Origin of the sequence: Paracoccus sp. FO-3, assembly GCF_006386455.1 — a bacterium.
GTDB lineage: Bacteria > Pseudomonadota > Alphaproteobacteria > Rhodobacterales > Rhodobacteraceae > Paracoccus > Paracoccus versutus.
Map to the genome: position 1 here is coordinate 1 of NZ_VCBQ01000032.1, position 16,382 is coordinate 16,382.

Sequence of the window (16,382 nt, forward strand, 5' to 3'; positions counted from 1 at the left end):
AACAGGATCGCGCCGCTGGCCTGCAGCGCCGGGCCCAGGGCGGCGGCCAGCCCGCCGCGCAGCCCCAGGGGCAGCGAGGCATGGAACAGCCCCGCGCCCAGCAGCGCCCAAAGCGCCAGCGCCAGCCCCGGCGCGACGGCAAGCAGAAGGCGGCGCGGCACGGGCTTCATGCCAGCATCTCGCGAATGCGGACGATCAGCTCGCGGGTCGAGAAGGGTTTCGTCACATAGGCGTCCGCCCCCGCCCCCATGCCGCGGGCGATGTCGGTGTCGCGGCCCTTGGCGGTCAGCATCAGGATGCGGATGCCCGACAGGTCGGGATCGGCGCGCACCGCCTCGCAGACCTCGAAGCCGCTCAGCCCCGGCATGGCCGCGTCCAGCAGCACCAGCCGCGGCCGCTCGCCCCGGATCATCGCCAGCGCCTGGGTGCCGTCGGGGGCGACCAGCACCTCGTAGCCTTCGCGTTTCAGCATGAAGGACAGCGACACGACGATATTCGGCTCGTCATCCGCGATCAGCACCCTATCCGTCATCGGACCCTCCCTTGCTGCGAAAGCGGCAGGCTGAAGGCAAAGCACGCCCCCTGCCCCGGCTGGCTGTCCAGCCACATCCTGCCGCCCAGATTAACCACGATCTGCCGGCTGATCGGAAGCCCGAGCCCGGTGCCCGGCGGGCGGTTGCCGGCCTCGCCGCCCTGGCGGAACTTGTCGAAGACGGCGGCCTGGTCCTCGGGCGCGACGCCGGGGCCGTTGTCGCGCACCGTGACCACCAGCTCGTCCCCCTGCTGGCGCAGGGCGACCTCGACCCGGCCGCGGTGCTCGGGGACGAATTTCGCTGCATTCGACAAAAGGTTGACCAGCACCTGCGTCAGCCGGTCGGGATCGGCCAGCACCATCGGCACCTGCTCGGGCAGGTCCAGCACCACCTCGGCCCCGCGTTCGCGGAACAGCTCGGCGGTGGAACGCAGCGCGGCGACGATCAGCGCCTTCATGTCCACGTCGGTATTGTGCCATTCGGCCATGCCGGATTCGATCTTGGCCAGGTCCAGCACCTGGTTGACCAGCCGGCTCAGCCTTTCGCTTTCCGACAGGATGATGGCCAGGAACTCCTCGCGCTCGGCCGGCTGGATGTCGGGCGTGTCCAGCATCAGCTCGGTCAGTGCCCGGATCGAGGTCAGGGGCGTGCGCAATTCATGCGTGACCGAGGACATGAAGTCGTCCTTGAGCTGGTCCAGGCTCTTCAGCTTTTCATTGGCGGCGCGCAGCTCGACCGTCGCCTCTTCCAGCTCGCGGGCATAGGTGCGCACCTGCGACGCCTCGTCGATGATCTCCAGCACGTCGCCCAGGCTCAGCGGTTCCTCTTGCGCCACCGATTCGACCATGACGCGGGCCGAGGCGGTGCCGATGGCGCCGGCGATCTGGCGCTCGACCCGGTCCACCAGCCGGGCATCGGCGATCAGGCTGTCCAGCGCGGTGCCGGTCTCGCGCGCGTGGTCGCGAAACAGCGCCTCGGCCCGCGCGGCGCCCAGGAAGCGGCCGGCCAGCCGGCGCAGATCCTCGGGCCGCGCCCGGCCGCGCCAGAAGACCGGCTGCGCCTCGCCGCGCTGGAACACCTCGACGAAAAGCAGCGCCTGGCTGGCCTCGCGCGCCGAGGCGCGGCCGGCAAGCGACAGGCCGACGTAAAGCGAGACGTTGACCAAGAGGCTCCAGAACAGCGAATGCGTCAGCTCGTCAAAGCCCGTCAGCCCGAACAGCCGCTGCGGCGCCAGGAAGGCCAGGCCGAAGGGGCCGTCCAGGAACCCGCCCGGAATCCAGCCCGAGCGCGCCAGCGACGGCAGCATGAGCGTATAGGCCCAGACCAGCGAGCCGCCGATCAGCCCGCCAAGCGCGCCCCCCCGCGTCGCGCCGCGCCAATACATGCCGCCCAGAAGCGCCGGGGCGAATTGCGCCACCGCGGCAAAGCTGATCAGCCCGATCGAGACCAGCGCATAAGCCTCGCCCGCGACGCGGAAATACAGGTAGCCCAGCAGCAGCACCAGCAGGATCGCGGCCCGGCGGATGTTCAGCAAAAGCTGCGTCAGGTCGCCGCCGGTGCGGGCAAAGCGGCCGCGGCTCAGCAGCGCGGGCATCACCAGGTCGTTGCAGACCATGGTCGAGACGGCGACCGTCTCGACGATGATCATGCCGGTCGCCGCCGAAAGCCCGCCCAGATAGGCCAGCAGCGCCAGCCATTCCGCGCCCTGCGACAGGGGCAGCGTCAGCACATAGCTTTCCGCCCCCGCCCCGCCGTCGCCAAAGATCAGCATCCCGCCGATGGCGATGGGCAGCACGAAGATGTTGATCAGCAGCAGATAGGCCGGGAACTGCCACGAGGCGGGCAGGATATGGCGTTCGTTCACGCATTCCACCACCATCATCTGGAACTGGCGCGGCAGCAGCAGCACCGACAGCATCGACAGCAGCGTCAGCGTGAACCATTGCGCGCCCTGGAAGCCCTGGAACCCCTGGCCGCCCAGCTGCAACAGCGCGGCGATGTCGGGCTGGGCCTGCGCCCGCGCCCAGATGTCGCCCATGCCGCCGAAAAGCCCGTAGGTGACGAAGACGCCCACCGCCAGGAAGGCCGCAAGCTTGACCGCGGATTCGAAGGCGATGGCGGCGACCATGCCCTCGTGCCGCTCGGACAGGTCCAGGTGGCGGGTGCCGAAGACCACGGCGAAGCCGGCCAGGGACAGCGCCATGTAAAGCGTGCCGTCGCGCCACCAGGCCGCATCGGCCGGGCCGGGACCGCCGGTCAGCGCCTCGTAGCCGGCCGAGACCGCCTTCAGCTGCAAGGCGATATAGGGCAGGATGCCGACCACGGTGATCAGCGTCACCAGCGCCGCCAGCAGCGGGCTCTTGCCATAGCGGCTGGCGATGAAATCCGCGATCGAGGTGATGCGGTAGCTGCGGGCGATGCGCACCATCTTGCGCAGCACCACCCAGGCCAGCAGCATGGCGAGCATGGGGCCCAGGTAGATCGGCAGGAACCACACCCCGCCCGAGGCGGCGCGGCCGACGCTGCCGAAATAGGTCCAGGCCGAGCAATAGACCCCCCAGGACAGCGCATAGACCAGGCTGTTGTCGATCAGCGAACGCCCCTGGCCGGCGCGGCGGTCGCCATGCGCCGCCACCGCCACCAGCAACAGCAGGTAGCCAAAGGATACCGCAAGGACCAGGGCGGGCTGGATCATCCGTCCCTCTCCCCGGCGTCCGGCGGCTCCTTGGCGCCCCGCCCGGCGCGCGGCGCGCTGACCCAGGCCAGGGCGGCGATCAGCCCGGCCCAGATCACGAACAGCGCCACCGGCAGAAGCGGCAGGCCAAGCACCGTCAGCGGCTGGTCCCAGATCAGCAACAGCGGAAAGTTCAGCAGCAGGAAGCCGGCGCCGCACAGCGCCAGCAGCACCTCGGGGCGGGGACCGTCGCGCCGCCTCATAGCAGGTCCAGCCGGTAATGCTGGCCCAGCCATTGCTTGAAATCGCGCACGATGTTCAGCGAATCGCGCAGGGCCTGGCGGTCCAGCCGGCCCAGGTCGGCGGGGCGGATGCTGTTGTCGGGCGGCTGGCCGCGGGCGATCTGGGCCAGGTTGCCGTCCAGCTTCAGCGCCATCATGCAATGCAGCGCATCGGCCAGGTCGCGGGCCAGCCCGGCGTCGATGCGCCCCGCCCCGGCCAGCGCCTGCAAGCGGGCGCGGGTGCCGGTGGCGGCGACGCCATATTCCAGCGCCAGCGCGCGGGTGCCATGCACGACCGGGAAGATGCCCAGCTTCTTGAGGTCGATCTCGGCCGCCTCGGGTCCGCGCATCCCCGGCAGGCGGCGCCACCAGCCGCCCTCGGCCCCGCTGTCGAACTGCCGGATCGCGGCGGCGAAGCGGGCGTGGAAGCTGTCGCTGCCGGTCAGGATGCGCCGCAGCCGGTCCTGCACCGCGGCCAGCAGCCCTTCGTCCCCCGCCACCGCCGCGGCATCCAGGAAGATCGCCAGGTTCATCGGCCCCTCGGGGTCTCCGCCATGGACCCAGTCGCGGATGGTGTCGCCAAAGGCCTGCACGCTTTGGCACCACAGCGGCCGGCTCAGCATGATGCCGCCGGGACAGGGCGGATAGCCGAAGGAGATCAGCGCCTCGGTGAAGGCCTGCGTGACCCGGTCAAGCCCGTCGAAGCTGAAATCGTCGCGCAGGATCAGGGCGTTGTCCTGGTCGGTGCGGATGATCTGCTCGGACCGCCCCTCGCTGCCCATGACGATCAGGCAGCTGTTCTCGCGCAGCGCCTGCGGCGCCAGCATCTGCCACAGCCGGCGAAAGATCTGCCGGTTCAGCCCGCCGACCAGCCCGGCGATGACCTCGATGCGCACGCCGTCCTCGTTCAGCACGCGGATCAGCGCCTCGACCTGGGCGGCGGGCCGGGCCAGTTCGGCCGGGCTGGTCGCCCGCGCGATCTCGGCCGAGACCAGATGCGACTGGTTGGCCAGGAAACCCATCAGGTCCAGTTGGCTGAGGATGCCCACCACCTCGTCCGCCTCGCGCACCAGGACGCGGTGGATGCGGTGGCGCAGCATCATCATCATCGCGTCGAAGAGATCGTCGTCGATCGAGACCGAAAACGGGGTAAAGCTGGTGAAGTCGCGCACCTTCAGCGCCGCCGCCGGCGTCTCGCGCAGGATCGCCTGCACCAGGTTCGTGGTGGTGAAGATGCCCAGCCGCGCACCGTCCTGCACCAGCGCATCGGTGATGCCGCGCGCCGCCAGCTCGCGGCACAGCGTCAGCAGGTCGGTGTCGGCCGCGACGAAATGCGGCTTGCGCAGGATGGCGTCGCGCACCCGCGCGGAGACAAGCGTCACCATCTCGCGCTGCTCATGGCGCTGCGCGCGCTCGGCAGCCGTCATGGCCAGCATCCCCGCAGCCCGGCGAATACGCGCCAAGCCGCTGCATCAGAGGAATCGCGCATGGATTCTCTGCCCCCTCCCAACCTTGCGACCGCGCCCGGCGCAGCCTTTTCGGGGCTGCGACGGGCGCCATTCCGGCGTTCCTCCTGCTCGCAATACCTTGATAAGCCTAAGCCCAGGGATTGCACAACATCCTTGCCGCGGGTGGGGGTGCGGAAGGGCCGAGGTCAGGGGTCGAAGTCAGGGGTCGACGGCGCGGAACTCCAGCTTGCCCGACAAGAGGATGGCCACGGTCGAGCAGATCGCGCCCGAAAGCAGGTAAAGCCCCGCGGCAGGCAGCCCGAGCCAGGTCGACAGCAGCAGCGCCGTCAGCGGCGCAAGGCCCGCGCCGAACATCCAGGCCAGGTCCGAGACGATGGCCGAGCCGGTATAGCGGTTGCGCGCCTCGAACAGCGACGCCACCGCGCCCGAGCTTTGCCCGAAGCTGAGGCCGAGGATGAAGAAGCCGGCGATCATGTAGACCAGCTCGCCGGTCTGGCCGCCGGACAGCAGCAAGGGCGCCAGCGCGGCAAAGCCGCCGATCAGCAGTGCGCCGACCAGCAGCAGGTTGCGCCGGCCGAAGCGGTCGGCCAGCCAGCCCGACAGCAGGATGGCCAGGATGCCGCCGGTCGCCGCCACCGCCTCGATGATCAGGAAGCTCAGCAGCGTCTCGTCGGTATAGAGATAGATCCAGGACAGCGGATAGACCGTGACCATGTGGAACATGGCAAAGCTGGCCAGCGGCACGAAGATGCCGATCAGGATCGCGCCGCCGTCCTCGCGCAGGGTCTTGCCGATGCGGGTGGGCTGGAGTTCGCGCGATTCGAACAGCTCGGCGAATTCCTCGGTCGCGACGATGCGCAGCCGTGCGAACAGCGCCACCACGTTGACCGAGAAGGCGACGAAGAACGGATAGCGCCAGCCCCAGTCCAGGAAATCCTGCGCCGTCAGGTTCGCCGCCAGATAGGCGAAGAGCAGGCTGGCGACGATCAGCCCGATGGGCGCGCCCAGCTGCGGCACCATGGCGTAGAAGCCGCGGCGGTGGCGCGGCGCGGTCAGCGCCAGCAGCGAGGGCATGCCGTCCCAGGCGCCCCCCAGCGCCAGCCCCTGCGCGATGCGCAGCATGGCCAGGATGACGACGGCCCAGCCGCCGACGTTCTCGTAGCTGGGGATCAGGCCCATGGCGACGGTCGCGGTCCCCATCAGGAACAGCGCCGCCGTCAGCTTGGTCACGCGGCCGTGGCGGCGGTCGATGCTCATGAACAGCGCGCTGCCCAGCGGCCGGGCGACGAAGGCCAGCGCCAGCAGCGCAAAGGACAGGAGCGTCCCGGTCAGCGGATCGGCGAAGGGAAAGATCCGCTGCGGAAAGACGATCACCGAGGCGATGGCGAAGACGAAGAAATCGAAGAATTCCGAGGTGCGCCCGATGATGACGCCGACCGCGACATCCGAGGGCGAAACCCGGTGGCGACCATGCGAGGACGGGGCCGATTGCACGGCGGGCGGGGAGGAGGTCGTGCTCATGTGTCGAGGAATCCGATGCGATGCAGATTCGTGCCGGGCACGGGCCAACCCGCCGCGGCGTTTCCGGCATCATAGCTGCCGCAAGCCAAAACTGAACTGTATAGGACAAAACGTCGCATGGCGGATTTGACCTAGATCAAGGTAATTCGCCCCGTGCCATGTCGCGGCCCCGCGACTCAGCCGTCCGTCTCTGTCGCTCACCGACATCGGGTAGTCCAATGACCTGCATACGAAAATTCGCCCGCCTGCCATGGCTTGCATTGCTGATTCCGCTTGCCGCCTGCAAGGCCGAGGTGCTGGCGCCCGCCGGGGACGTAGCCGCGCGGCAGCGCGACCTGCTGGTGATCTCGACGCTGCTGATGCTGCTGATCATCGTGCCGGTGATGGTGCTGACCGTGGTCTTTGCCCGCCGCTACCGCGAAAGGAACAAGGACGCCGACTATCGGCCGGACTGGGACCATTCGACCAAGCTGGAATTCGTGATCTGGGCCGCGCCGCTGCTGATCATCATCACGCTGGGCGCGCTGACCTGGGTCGGCACGCATCTGCTGGACCCCTATCGCCCGCTGGACCGCATCGCGGCCGACCGGCCGCTGACCGAGGCGCACAGGCCCCTGCCGGTCCAGGTGGTGGCGATGGACTGGAAATGGCTGTTCATCTATCCCGAGCAGGGCATCGCCTCGGTCAACGAACTGGCCGTGCCGGTGGACCGGCCGGTCGAGTTCACGCTGACCTCGACCTCGGTGATGAACGCCTTCTACATCCCCGCGATGGCCGGCATGATCTATGCCATGCCGGGGATGGAGACCAAGCTGAACGGCGTCTTCAACAATCCCGGCGAATACAAGGGCATCGCCTCGCATTACTCGGGGCACGGCTTCTCGGGGATGCATTTCAAGGCGCATGCCACCGACGAGGCGGGCTTCGACGCCTGGGTCGAAAAGGCCCGCGCGGCCGGCGGCACGCTGGACCGCCCGCGCTACCTGGAGCTGGAGGCGCCCAGCGAGAACGTGCCGCCGATGTCCTTTGCCGAGATCGATCCGCAGCTGTTCCAGCGCATCGTCAACATGTGCGTCGAGCCGGGCAAGATCTGCATGGCCGAGATGATGGCGCTGGACGCGCAGGGCGGCACGGGGCTGGCCGGCACCATGAACGTGACGCAGCTGACCTATGACAAGGACCAGCGCCGCGGCACCCGCGCGCCGGTGCTTGGATGGGAGCCCTTCCAGGTCGCCTCGTTCTGCACGCCCGAGGATTCGGCGCTGATGTTCGGCAAATCGCCCGAACTGGCGCGGGCGCCGGTGGACATGACGCCGATGCGCGGCCATGCGCTGGTGCCGCCGAAAGGGCCCTTCGCCCCCTCGCCCGACAATGCCGTCACGCTGCTGGACCCGGCCGAGGGCCGGGCGCAGAACTTCTGATCGGACGCAAAGCATGGCTACCTTTTCCAACGAGACCACCTTTCTTCTGGGCCGGCTGAACTGGGACGCGATCCCGAAGGAGCCGATCGTCTGGGCCACCTTCGTCGTCGTCGCCCTGGGCGGCATCGCGGGCCTGGCGGCGCTGACGAAATACCGGCTCTGGGGCTGGCTCTGGCGCGAGTGGTTCACCTCGGTCGACCACAAGAAGATCGGCATCATGTATATCGTGCTGGCGCTGATCATGTTCGTGCGCGGCTTTGCCGATGCGATCATGATGCGGCTGCAGCAGGTCTGGGCCTTCGGCGGCTCCGAGGGCTACCTGAACGCGCATCACTACGACCAGATCTTCACGGCGCATGGCGTCATCATGATCTTCTTCGTGGCGATGCCCTTCATCACCGGGCTGATGAACTATGTCGTGCCCTTGCAGATCGGCGCGCGCGACGTGTCCTTTCCCTTCCTCAACAACTTCTCGTTCTGGATGACGGTGGGGGGCGCGGTCATCACCATGGCCTCGCTGTTCCTGGGCGAGTTCGCGCAGACCGGCTGGCTGGCCTTTCCGCCGCTGTCGGGCATCGGCTACAGCCCCTGGGTCGGGGTGGACTATTACATCTGGGGCCTGCAGGTCGCCGGTGTCGGCACCACGCTGTCGGGCATCAACCTGCTGGTGACGATCCTGAAGATGCGGGCGCCGGGCATGACCATGATGCGGATGCCGGTCTTCACCTGGACCTCGTTCTGCGCCAACATCCTGATCGTCGCCTCGTTCCCGGTGCTGACCATGACGCTGATCCTGCTGACGCTGGACCGCTACGTGGGCACCAATTTCTTCACCAACGACCTTGGCGGCAATCCGATGATGTATATCAACCTCATCTGGATCTGGGGCCACCCCGAGGTCTATATCCTGATCCTGCCGCTGTTCGGGGTCTTTTCGGAAGTCACCTCGACCTTCTCGGGCAAGCGGCTGTTCGGCTATAGCTCGATGGTCTACGCCACGGTCTGCATCACGGTGCTGAGCTATCTGGTGTGGCTGCACCATTTCTTCACCATGGGCTCGGGCGCCTCGGTGAACTCGTTCTTCGGGATCACCACCATGATCATCTCGATCCCGACCGGGGCCAAGCTCTTCAACTGGCTGTTCACCATGTATCGCGGCCGCATCCGCTATGAGCTGCCGATGATGTGGACGGTCGCCTTCATGCTGACCTTCGTGATCGGCGGCATGACGGGCGTGCTGCTTGCCGTGCCGCCGGCCGACTTCGTGCTGCACAACTCGCTGTTCCTGATCGCGCATTTCCACAATGTCATCATCGGCGGCGTGCTGTTCGGCCTGTTCGCGGCCATCAACTTCTGGTGGCCCAAGGCCTTCGGCTTCAAGCTGGACGTGTTCTGGGGCAAGGTCTCGTTCTGGTTCTGGGTCGTGGGCTTCTGGGCCGCCTTCATGCCGCTTTACATCCTGGGCCTGATGGGCGTCACGCGGCGGCTGCGCGTCTTCGACGACCCGGACCTGCGGATCTGGTTCGCCATTGCCGCCTTCGGCGCGGTGCTGATCGCCTGCGGCATCGCGGCCATGTTCGTGCAGTTCGGCGTCTCGATCCTGCGCCGCGACCGGCCGGAATACCGCGATGTCAGCGGCGATCCCTGGGACGGGCGGACGCTGGAATGGGCGACCTCGTCGCCGCCGCCGGCCTATAACTTCGCCTTCAACCCGATCTCGCACGGGCTGGACAGCTGGTGGGAGATGAAGCAGCAGGGCGCCACCCGCCCGACCGGGGGCTACATGCCGATCCACATGCCGAAAAACACCGGCACCGGCGTGATCCTGGCCGCGCTGGCCACGGTCTGCGGCATGGCGCTGGTCTGGTATGTCTGGTGGCTGGCGGCGGCAAGCTTCCTGGGCATCGTCGCCGTGAGCATCGCCCATACCTTCAACTACAACCGCGACTATTACATCCCGGTCTCGGAAATCGAGGCGACCGAGGATGCCCGGACGCGCCAGCTTGCGCAGGGGGTTTGAGAGATGAGCCACGCGACGACCGACACCATGGCCCGCCATTGGGAGCTTGAGCCCCATCACCACCCCGACGGCGCCTCGACCAGCCTGGGCTTCTGGGTCTACCTGATGAGCGACTGCCTGATGTTCGCGGTGCTGTTCGCGGTCTATGGCGTGCTGGGCACCAGCTTCGCCGCCGGGCCGGGGCCGAAAGACCTGTTCGACCTGGAGCTGGTCGCCGTCAACACCGCCATGCTGCTGCTGTCCTCGATCACCTTCGGCTTTGCCATGCTGGCCATGGGCAAGGGCGACCAGCGGGGCACGCTGCGCTGGCTGGCGGTGACGCTGTTCTTCGGCCTGTGCTTCCTGGCCATCGAGCTTTACGAGTTCCACCACCTGATCCATATCGGCGCCGGGCCGCAGCGCTCGGGGTTCCTGTCGGCCTTCTTCACGCTGGTGGGCACGCATGGGCTGCATGTCACCTTCGGCTCGATCTGGCTGGTGACGCTGATGGTGCAGATCACCCGCACCGGGCTGATCCCGGCGAACCAGCGCCGCATGGTCTGCCTGTCGATGTTCTGGCATTTCCTCGACGTCATCTGGATCGGCGTCTTTACCTTCGTCTATCTGCTGGGGATGATCTGATGTCCGCCGACCACACCCATGCCGCGCATCACGACGACCACGGCCACGACCACGGCAGCTATTCCTCGTATATCAAGGGTTTCCTGCTGTCGGTGATCCTGACCGCGATCCCCTTTGGCCTGGTCATGGCCGGCGGCTTCGAAAGCCGGGCGCTGACCGCCGTCACCGTGATCGGCTTTGCCGTGGTGCAGATCCTGGTCCACATGGTCTATTTCCTGCACATGAACGGCAAGCAGGAAGAGGGCTGGACCATGCTCTCCACCATCTTCACCGTGGTGGTGGTGGTCATCCTGCTGGCCGGCTCGCTCTGGGTCATGTATCACATGAACACCAACATGATGCCGCAGATGGACCATGAGCTGACGCAGGGCTTCGGCTCGTGACCCTGCGCCGGCTGGCGGCCTCGGCCGGGGCGCTGGCGGTGTTCCTGGCGCTGGTGGCGCTGGGGGTCTGGCAGGTGCAGCGGCTGGCCTGGAAGACCGACCTGATCGCGCGGGTCGAGGCGCGGCTGGCGGAAAGCCCCGTCCCCGCACCCGGACCCGCCGCATGGGCGGCGCTGGAGGCGCGCGATGCCGAATATCGCCGGGTCACGGTGACGGGCCGCTATCGTGCGAACAGCGACACGCTGGTCAAGGCGGTGACGGCGCGGGGACCGGGCTTTTGGGTGATGACGCCGCTGCAGACGCCCCAGGGCTGGACCGTGCTGGTCAATCGCGGCTTCGTGGCGGATGCCGCCCGCGACGACCACCCCCTGCCCCAGGGCGAGGTGGCGGTGACGGGTCTTTTGCGCATGAGCCAGCCGGGCGGCGCCTTCCTGCGCGGCAACGATCCCGCGGCCGGGCGCTGGTATTCCCGCGACACGGCGGCCATCGCCATGGCGCAGGGGCTTGGCGCGGTCGCGCCCTGGTTCCTCGACGCCGATGCCCGCGGCGACGGGGCGCAGCCCATCGGCGGGCTGACCGTGGTCCGCTTTCGCAACAGCCACCTGGGCTATGCCCTGACCTGGTTCTCGCTGGCGGCGCTTTGGGCGGGCTGGCTGCTCTGGGCCCGGCGCCGGGGCCTGCGGGACTGACGGGAAAACCGGCGCGGCTTGACTTGAATCAACGTCCCGGCGGCTTGATATTCGCAAGGGTGGGCCAGATGCTTGCGCAGCCAGGCTGGAATGGCCCAGCCCCGCCCCGTCGCCATCCGGTCTCTGCACCCCCGCGTCCGCCGAGGAGATGCCCATGAAGACCCCGACCCGCGCGCCGACGCCCGCCGCCGTAACCGCCGAACTGCCGCCCGTGCCCTGCCCCGAGCCCCTGGGGCGCGAAGCCTTCCGCACCTTCGACCGCATGCGCGAGGCGATGACGGCCCAGTTCACCGGCGGGCTCTCGCCGGCGGCGCTGACGCTGGCCTTGCAGGACTGGACCATGCACCTGGCCGCCGCGCCCGGCAAGCGGATGGAGCTGATCGACAAGGCCAACCGCAAGGCCGCGCGGCTGTTGTGCCACCTGGCCGCGCTTTGCGTGGACCGCGAGGCGCCCGCCTGCATCGACCCGCTGCCCGGCGACTATCGCTTTGCCGCCGAGGGCTGGAAGAAGCCGCCCTTCAGCATCTGGGCGCAGGCGTTCCTGCTGCAACAGCAATGGTGGCACAATGCCACGCATGAGGTGCCGGGGGTGAACCCGCATCACCAGGACATCGTCTCCTTCGCCGCGCGGCAGATGCTGGACGTGTTCTCGCCCTCGAACCTGCCCTTCACCAATCCCGAGGTTATCGCCCGCACCATGCAGACCGGCGGCATGAACCTGGTGCAGGGGATGCGCAACTGGTCCGAGGACGTGATCCGCGAGGCCACCGGCCAGCCCCCGGTCGGGACCGAGGATTTCGTGGTCGGCAAGGACGTGGCGGTGACGCCGGGCAAGGTCGTCTTCCGCAACCACCTGATCGAGCTGATCCAATACGCCCCCGCCACCGAGACGGTGATGGCAGAGCCGATCCTAATCGTGCCGGCCTGGATCATGAAATACTATATCCTGGACCTTTCGCCGCAGAACTCGCTGATCCGGCACCTGGTGGCGCAGGGCCATACGGTCTTCTGCATCTCCTGGCGCAACCCGCAGGCCGAGGACCGCGACCTGACGCTGGACGACTACCGCCGGCTGGGGGTGATGGCGGCGCTGGATGCGGTCGGCGCCGTCCTGCCCCAGCGCAAGGTCCATGCCGTCGGCTACTGCCTGGGCGGCACGCTGCTGTCGATCGCCGCCGCCGACATGGCGCATGGCGACGACGACCGGCTGGCAAGCCTGACCCTGCTGGCGGCGCAGACCGATTTCAGCGAACCGGGGGAACTGGCGCTGTTCATCGACCACAGCCAGGTGAACCTATTGGAAAGCATGATGTGGAACCGCGGCTACCTCTCTGCCGACCAGATGGCCGGGGCCTTCCAGCTGCTGCGCTCGAACGACCTGATCTGGTCGCGCATGGTGCATGACTACCTGATGGGCGAGCGCAAGCCGATGATCGACCTGATGGCCTGGAACGCCGATTCGACGCGCATGCCCTATCGCATGCATGCCGAATACCTCGAGCGGCTCTACCTGGAGAACGAACTGGCCGCCGGGCGCTTCATGGTCGAGGGGCGGCCGGCCGCGATCCAGAACATCCGCGTGCCGATGTTCGTCGTCGGCACCGAGCGCGACCATGTCGCGCCCTGGCGCTCGGTGTTCAAGATCCATTACCTCAGCAATACCGAGCTGACCTTCGTGCTGACCAGCGGCGGCCACAACGCCGGCATCGTCAGCGAGCCGGGCCGGCCGCACCGGCGCTATCGCATCGCGCTGCGCGAGGCCGGCGGGCGCTGCCCCAGCCCCGACACCTGGGCCGAGACCGCCGAGGCGCGGCCGGGTTCCTGGTGGGAGGCCTGGACCGAATGGCTGGCCGCGCATTCCTCGGCCGGGCGCACGGCCCCGCCGGCCATGGGCGCGGGCAAGGCCGGCCGTGCGCGGCTGGCCGCCGCGCCGGGCAGCTACGTGCTGCAGCGATAGGGCCCGGACCCCCGCATTGCGCTGGCCGGCGAATGCCGCCAAACAGGTCAGGGACAGGTGACTGCCGAAGGAGATCCCGATGAAGCCAGCCGAGATCGTGCCGGACCCGGTCGCATGGCACGCCCAGAGCGGCGAAGAGGTCTGCGCCGCGCTGGCGACCAGCCTGGACGGGCTTGCCCATGACGAGGCCGCGCGGCGGCTGGACCGCTTCGGCCCGAACGAGCTGCCGCCCGCCGCCCGCATCCATCCGGTGCTGCGCTTCCTGGCGCAGTTCAACAATGCGCTGATCTATTTCCTGCTATCCGCGGCGGTGGCGGCGATTGCGCTGGGACATGTCATCGACGGCGCGGTGATCGTGGTCGTGGTGCTGGTCAACGCCATCGTCGGCTTCATCCAGGAGGGCAAGGCCGAGCGCGCGCTGGACGCGATCCGCGACATGATCGCCCCCCATGCCGTGGTGCTGCGCGAGGGCGAGCGGCACACGCTCGACACCCGCCAGATCGTGCCCGGCGACATCGTGGTGGTCGAGGCCGGCGACAAGGTGCCCGCCGACCTGCGCCTGCTGCGGGCGCGCGGGCTCAGCGCCGACGAGGCGATCCTGACCGGCGAATCGGTGCCGGCGGAAAAGACCGAAGGCCCGGTCGCGCCCGATGCCGCGCTTGGCGACCGCGCGCCGATCCTGCATTCCGGCACGCTGATCACCACCGGACAGGGCATCGGCGTGGCCGTCGCGACCGGCCCGCGGACCGAAATCGGCCGCATTTCCGACATGATCGGCGCGGTGCAAAGCCTGACCACGCCGCTTCTGCGCCAGATCAACGCCTTCGGCACCCGCTTCACCTGGTTCGCCATCGCCACCGCGGCGCTGCTGTTCGCCTTTGCCACGCTGTTCCGGGGCTATGACGCGCTGGATGCGCTGATGGTGGTGGTGGCGCTGGCGGTCGGCGTGGTGCCCGAGGGGTTGCCCGCCGTCATCACCATCACCCTGGCCATCGGCGTGCGCCGCATGGCCGCGCGCAATGCCGTGGTGCGCCGCCTGCCCGCGGTCGAGACGCTGGGCGCGACCTCGGTGATCTGCTCGGACAAGACCGGCACGCTGACCCGCAACGAGATGACCGTGCGCCATCTGGTGACTGCCGCCAGCCTGACCGCGGTCTCGGGCACCGGCTACGCCCCCGAGGGGCGGTTCTCGGACGCGGACGGCGCCGAGCCCCTGCCCGATCCCCAGCGCGACACGCTGATCCGCGCCGGGCTTTTGTGCAACGACGCCCTGCTGGTCGAGCGCGAGGGGCAGTGGGCCGTGCTGGGCGATCCGATGGAAGGCGCGCTGGTCGCCACCGCCGCCAAGGCCGGCCTGCACCCGGAAACCGAACGCGCCGCCTGGAACCGGCTGGACGAGATCCCCTTCGACGCACAGCACCGCTTCATGGCCACGCTGCACGACGACCCGCAGGCCGGCCCCCAAGGCGGGCGGCGCATCTTCGTCAAGGGCGCGCCCGAGCGGGTGCTTGCCATGTGCGGGGCGCAGGCGGCGGGCGACGCGGCCCTGCCGCTCGATGGCGGCTATTGGCAGGAATGCATCGACGCCTGCGCCGAGGGCGGCGAGCGGGTGCTGGGCTTTGCCACCCTTGCCACCGGCCCCGAGGTCGAGCGGCTGGATTTCGCCATGGTCGAAAGCGGGCTGACCTTCCTGGGCCTTGCCGGCTTCATCGACCCGCCGCGCGACGAGGCCATCGCCGCGGTGGCCGAATGCCGCTCGGCCGGGATCGCCATCAAGATGATCACCGGCGACCACAAGGGCACGGCGGCCGCCATCGCCCGCCAGCTGGCCATCGCCGACGATCCCAAGGTGCTGGAGGGCGCCGCGCTGGACGGCATGCCCGACGAAAGGCTGCGCCGGGTGGTCGAGGAGGTCAGCGTCTTTGCCCGCGCCACGCCCGAACACAAGCTGCGCATCGTCAATGCCTTGCAGGCGAACGGCCATATCGTCGCCATGACCGGCGACGGGGTGAACGACGCGCCCGCGGTCAAGCAGGCCGATGTCGGCGTCGCCATGGGCCGCAAGGGCACCGAGGCCGCCAAGGAGGCGGCGCAGATGGTGCTGCTCGACGACAATTTCGCCTCGATCGTCGCCGCCGTGCATGAGGGGCGCACCGTCTACGACAATATCCGCAAGGTGATCGGCTGGACGCTGCCGACCAACGGCGGCGAGGTGCTGTGCGTCATCCTGGCGATCTTCCTGGGCGTCACCCTGCCGATGACGCCGGTGCAGATCCTGTGGATCAACATGATCCTGACCGTCACCCTAGGGCTGGTGCTGGCCTTCGAGCCGTCGGAACCCGACGTGATGGGCCGCCCGCCGCGCCCGCGCGACGCGCCGATCCTGTCGCGCTTCCTGGTCTGGCGCATCGGCTTCGTCTCGGTGCTGTTCATGCTCGGGGCCTTCGGCATCTTCGCCTTTGCCCTGAACCGCGGCTATGACGTCGAGGGCGCCCGCACCATGGTCGTCAACACGCTGGTGGTGATGGAGATCTTCTATTTGTTCAACGTGCGCTACCTGCACCGCAGCTCGTTCAGCCTGATCGGCGCCATGGGCACGCCCGCCGTGCTGGGGGCGGTCGCGGTGGTGGTCGGGGCGCAGGTCCTGTTCACCTATGCGCCCTTCATGCACGAGTTGTTCGACAGCGCCCCGGTCGCCTTTGTCGACGGGCTGGTGATCGTGCTGGTCGGGGTGACGCTCATGGCCATCCTGGAGATCGAAAAGACCCTGACGCGCAGATTTTCCCTGTAAAGATGGCGGCCTCGGGTGCCCG

Annotated in this window: 12 protein-coding genes; 7 read left to right on the plus strand and 5 right to left on the minus strand. The window is 68.3% G+C overall.

The features are described 5' to 3' along the window. Positions 1 to 166: 166 nt before the first annotated feature. The 5 genes from FE811_RS10915 to FE811_RS10935 form a co-directional block, all read right to left on the minus strand. A complete protein-coding gene (locus tag FE811_RS10915) occupies positions 167 to 532 on the minus strand; it encodes a response regulator transcription factor (protein WP_036757416.1) in 366 nt (121 codons plus the stop codon). Next, on the minus strand, positions 529 to 3,228 hold the full coding sequence (locus FE811_RS10920; protein WP_140847545.1) for an ATP-binding protein: 2,700 nt from the start codon (positions 3,226 to 3,228) through the stop codon (positions 529 to 531). The genes FE811_RS10915 and FE811_RS10920 overlap by 4 nt, the downstream gene beginning before the upstream one ends. Further along, complete coding sequence (locus FE811_RS10925) at positions 3,225 to 3,470, minus strand: hypothetical protein (protein WP_140847548.1); 246 nt, start codon at positions 3,468 to 3,470, stop codon at positions 3,225 to 3,227. The genes FE811_RS10920 and FE811_RS10925 overlap by 4 nt, the downstream gene beginning before the upstream one ends. Beyond that, complete coding sequence (locus FE811_RS10930; protein ID WP_255469710.1) at positions 3,467 to 4,915, minus strand: putative nucleotidyltransferase substrate binding domain-containing protein; 1,449 nt, start codon at positions 4,913 to 4,915, stop codon at positions 3,467 to 3,469. The genes FE811_RS10925 and FE811_RS10930 overlap by 4 nt, the downstream gene beginning before the upstream one ends. Positions 4,916 to 5,155: 240 nt before the next feature. After that, positions 5,156 to 6,478 (minus strand): MFS transporter, encoded by a 1,323-nt coding sequence (locus tag FE811_RS10935; protein ID WP_114535391.1) that lies wholly within the window; start codon positions 6,476 to 6,478, stop codon positions 5,156 to 5,158. A gap of 218 nt (positions 6,479 to 6,696) precedes the next feature. Here FE811_RS10935 and cyoA point away from each other — a divergent pair, with 218 nt between their 5' ends. The 7 genes from cyoA to FE811_RS10970 all read left to right on the plus strand — a co-directional run bounded on the left by cyoA (position 6,697) and on the right by FE811_RS10970 (position 16,360). After that, positions 6,697 to 7,899 (plus strand): ubiquinol oxidase subunit II, encoded by a 1,203-nt coding sequence (gene cyoA / locus FE811_RS10940; protein ID WP_072461196.1) that lies wholly within the window; start codon positions 6,697 to 6,699, stop codon positions 7,897 to 7,899. Between the two features lie 13 nt (positions 7,900 to 7,912). Further along, the gene (gene cyoB / locus FE811_RS10945; protein ID WP_036757402.1) at positions 7,913 to 9,919 is read left to right on the plus strand and encodes a cytochrome o ubiquinol oxidase subunit I; all 2,007 of its coding nucleotides are present in this window, start codon (positions 7,913 to 7,915) and stop codon (positions 9,917 to 9,919) included. Positions 9,920 to 9,922: 3 nt separating this feature from the next. Then, entirely contained in the window at positions 9,923 to 10,540 is a 618-nt protein-coding gene (cyoC, locus tag FE811_RS10950) for a cytochrome o ubiquinol oxidase subunit III (RefSeq protein ID WP_036757401.1), read from the plus strand. Next, positions 10,540 to 10,923 (plus strand): cytochrome o ubiquinol oxidase subunit IV, encoded by a 384-nt coding sequence (gene cyoD, locus FE811_RS10955; RefSeq protein WP_036757399.1) that lies wholly within the window; start codon positions 10,540 to 10,542, stop codon positions 10,921 to 10,923. Before cyoC ends, cyoD begins: the two co-directional genes overlap by 1 nt. Next, positions 10,920 to 11,612: an SURF1 family protein gene (locus FE811_RS10960; RefSeq protein ID WP_140847554.1), complete on the plus strand. Its 693-nt coding sequence runs from the start codon at positions 10,920 to 10,922 to the stop codon at positions 11,610 to 11,612. The genes cyoD and FE811_RS10960 overlap by 4 nt, the downstream gene beginning before the upstream one ends. 154 nt (positions 11,613 to 11,766) lie before the next feature. After that, on the plus strand, positions 11,767 to 13,569 hold the full coding sequence (locus FE811_RS10965; RefSeq protein WP_140847557.1) for an alpha/beta hydrolase: 1,803 nt from the start codon (positions 11,767 to 11,769) through the stop codon (positions 13,567 to 13,569). A 79-nt stretch (positions 13,570 to 13,648) separates the two neighbouring features. Next, entirely contained in the window at positions 13,649 to 16,360 is a 2,712-nt protein-coding gene (locus FE811_RS10970) for a cation-transporting P-type ATPase (protein WP_140847559.1), read from the plus strand. Positions 16,361 to 16,382 lie beyond the last annotated feature (22 nt).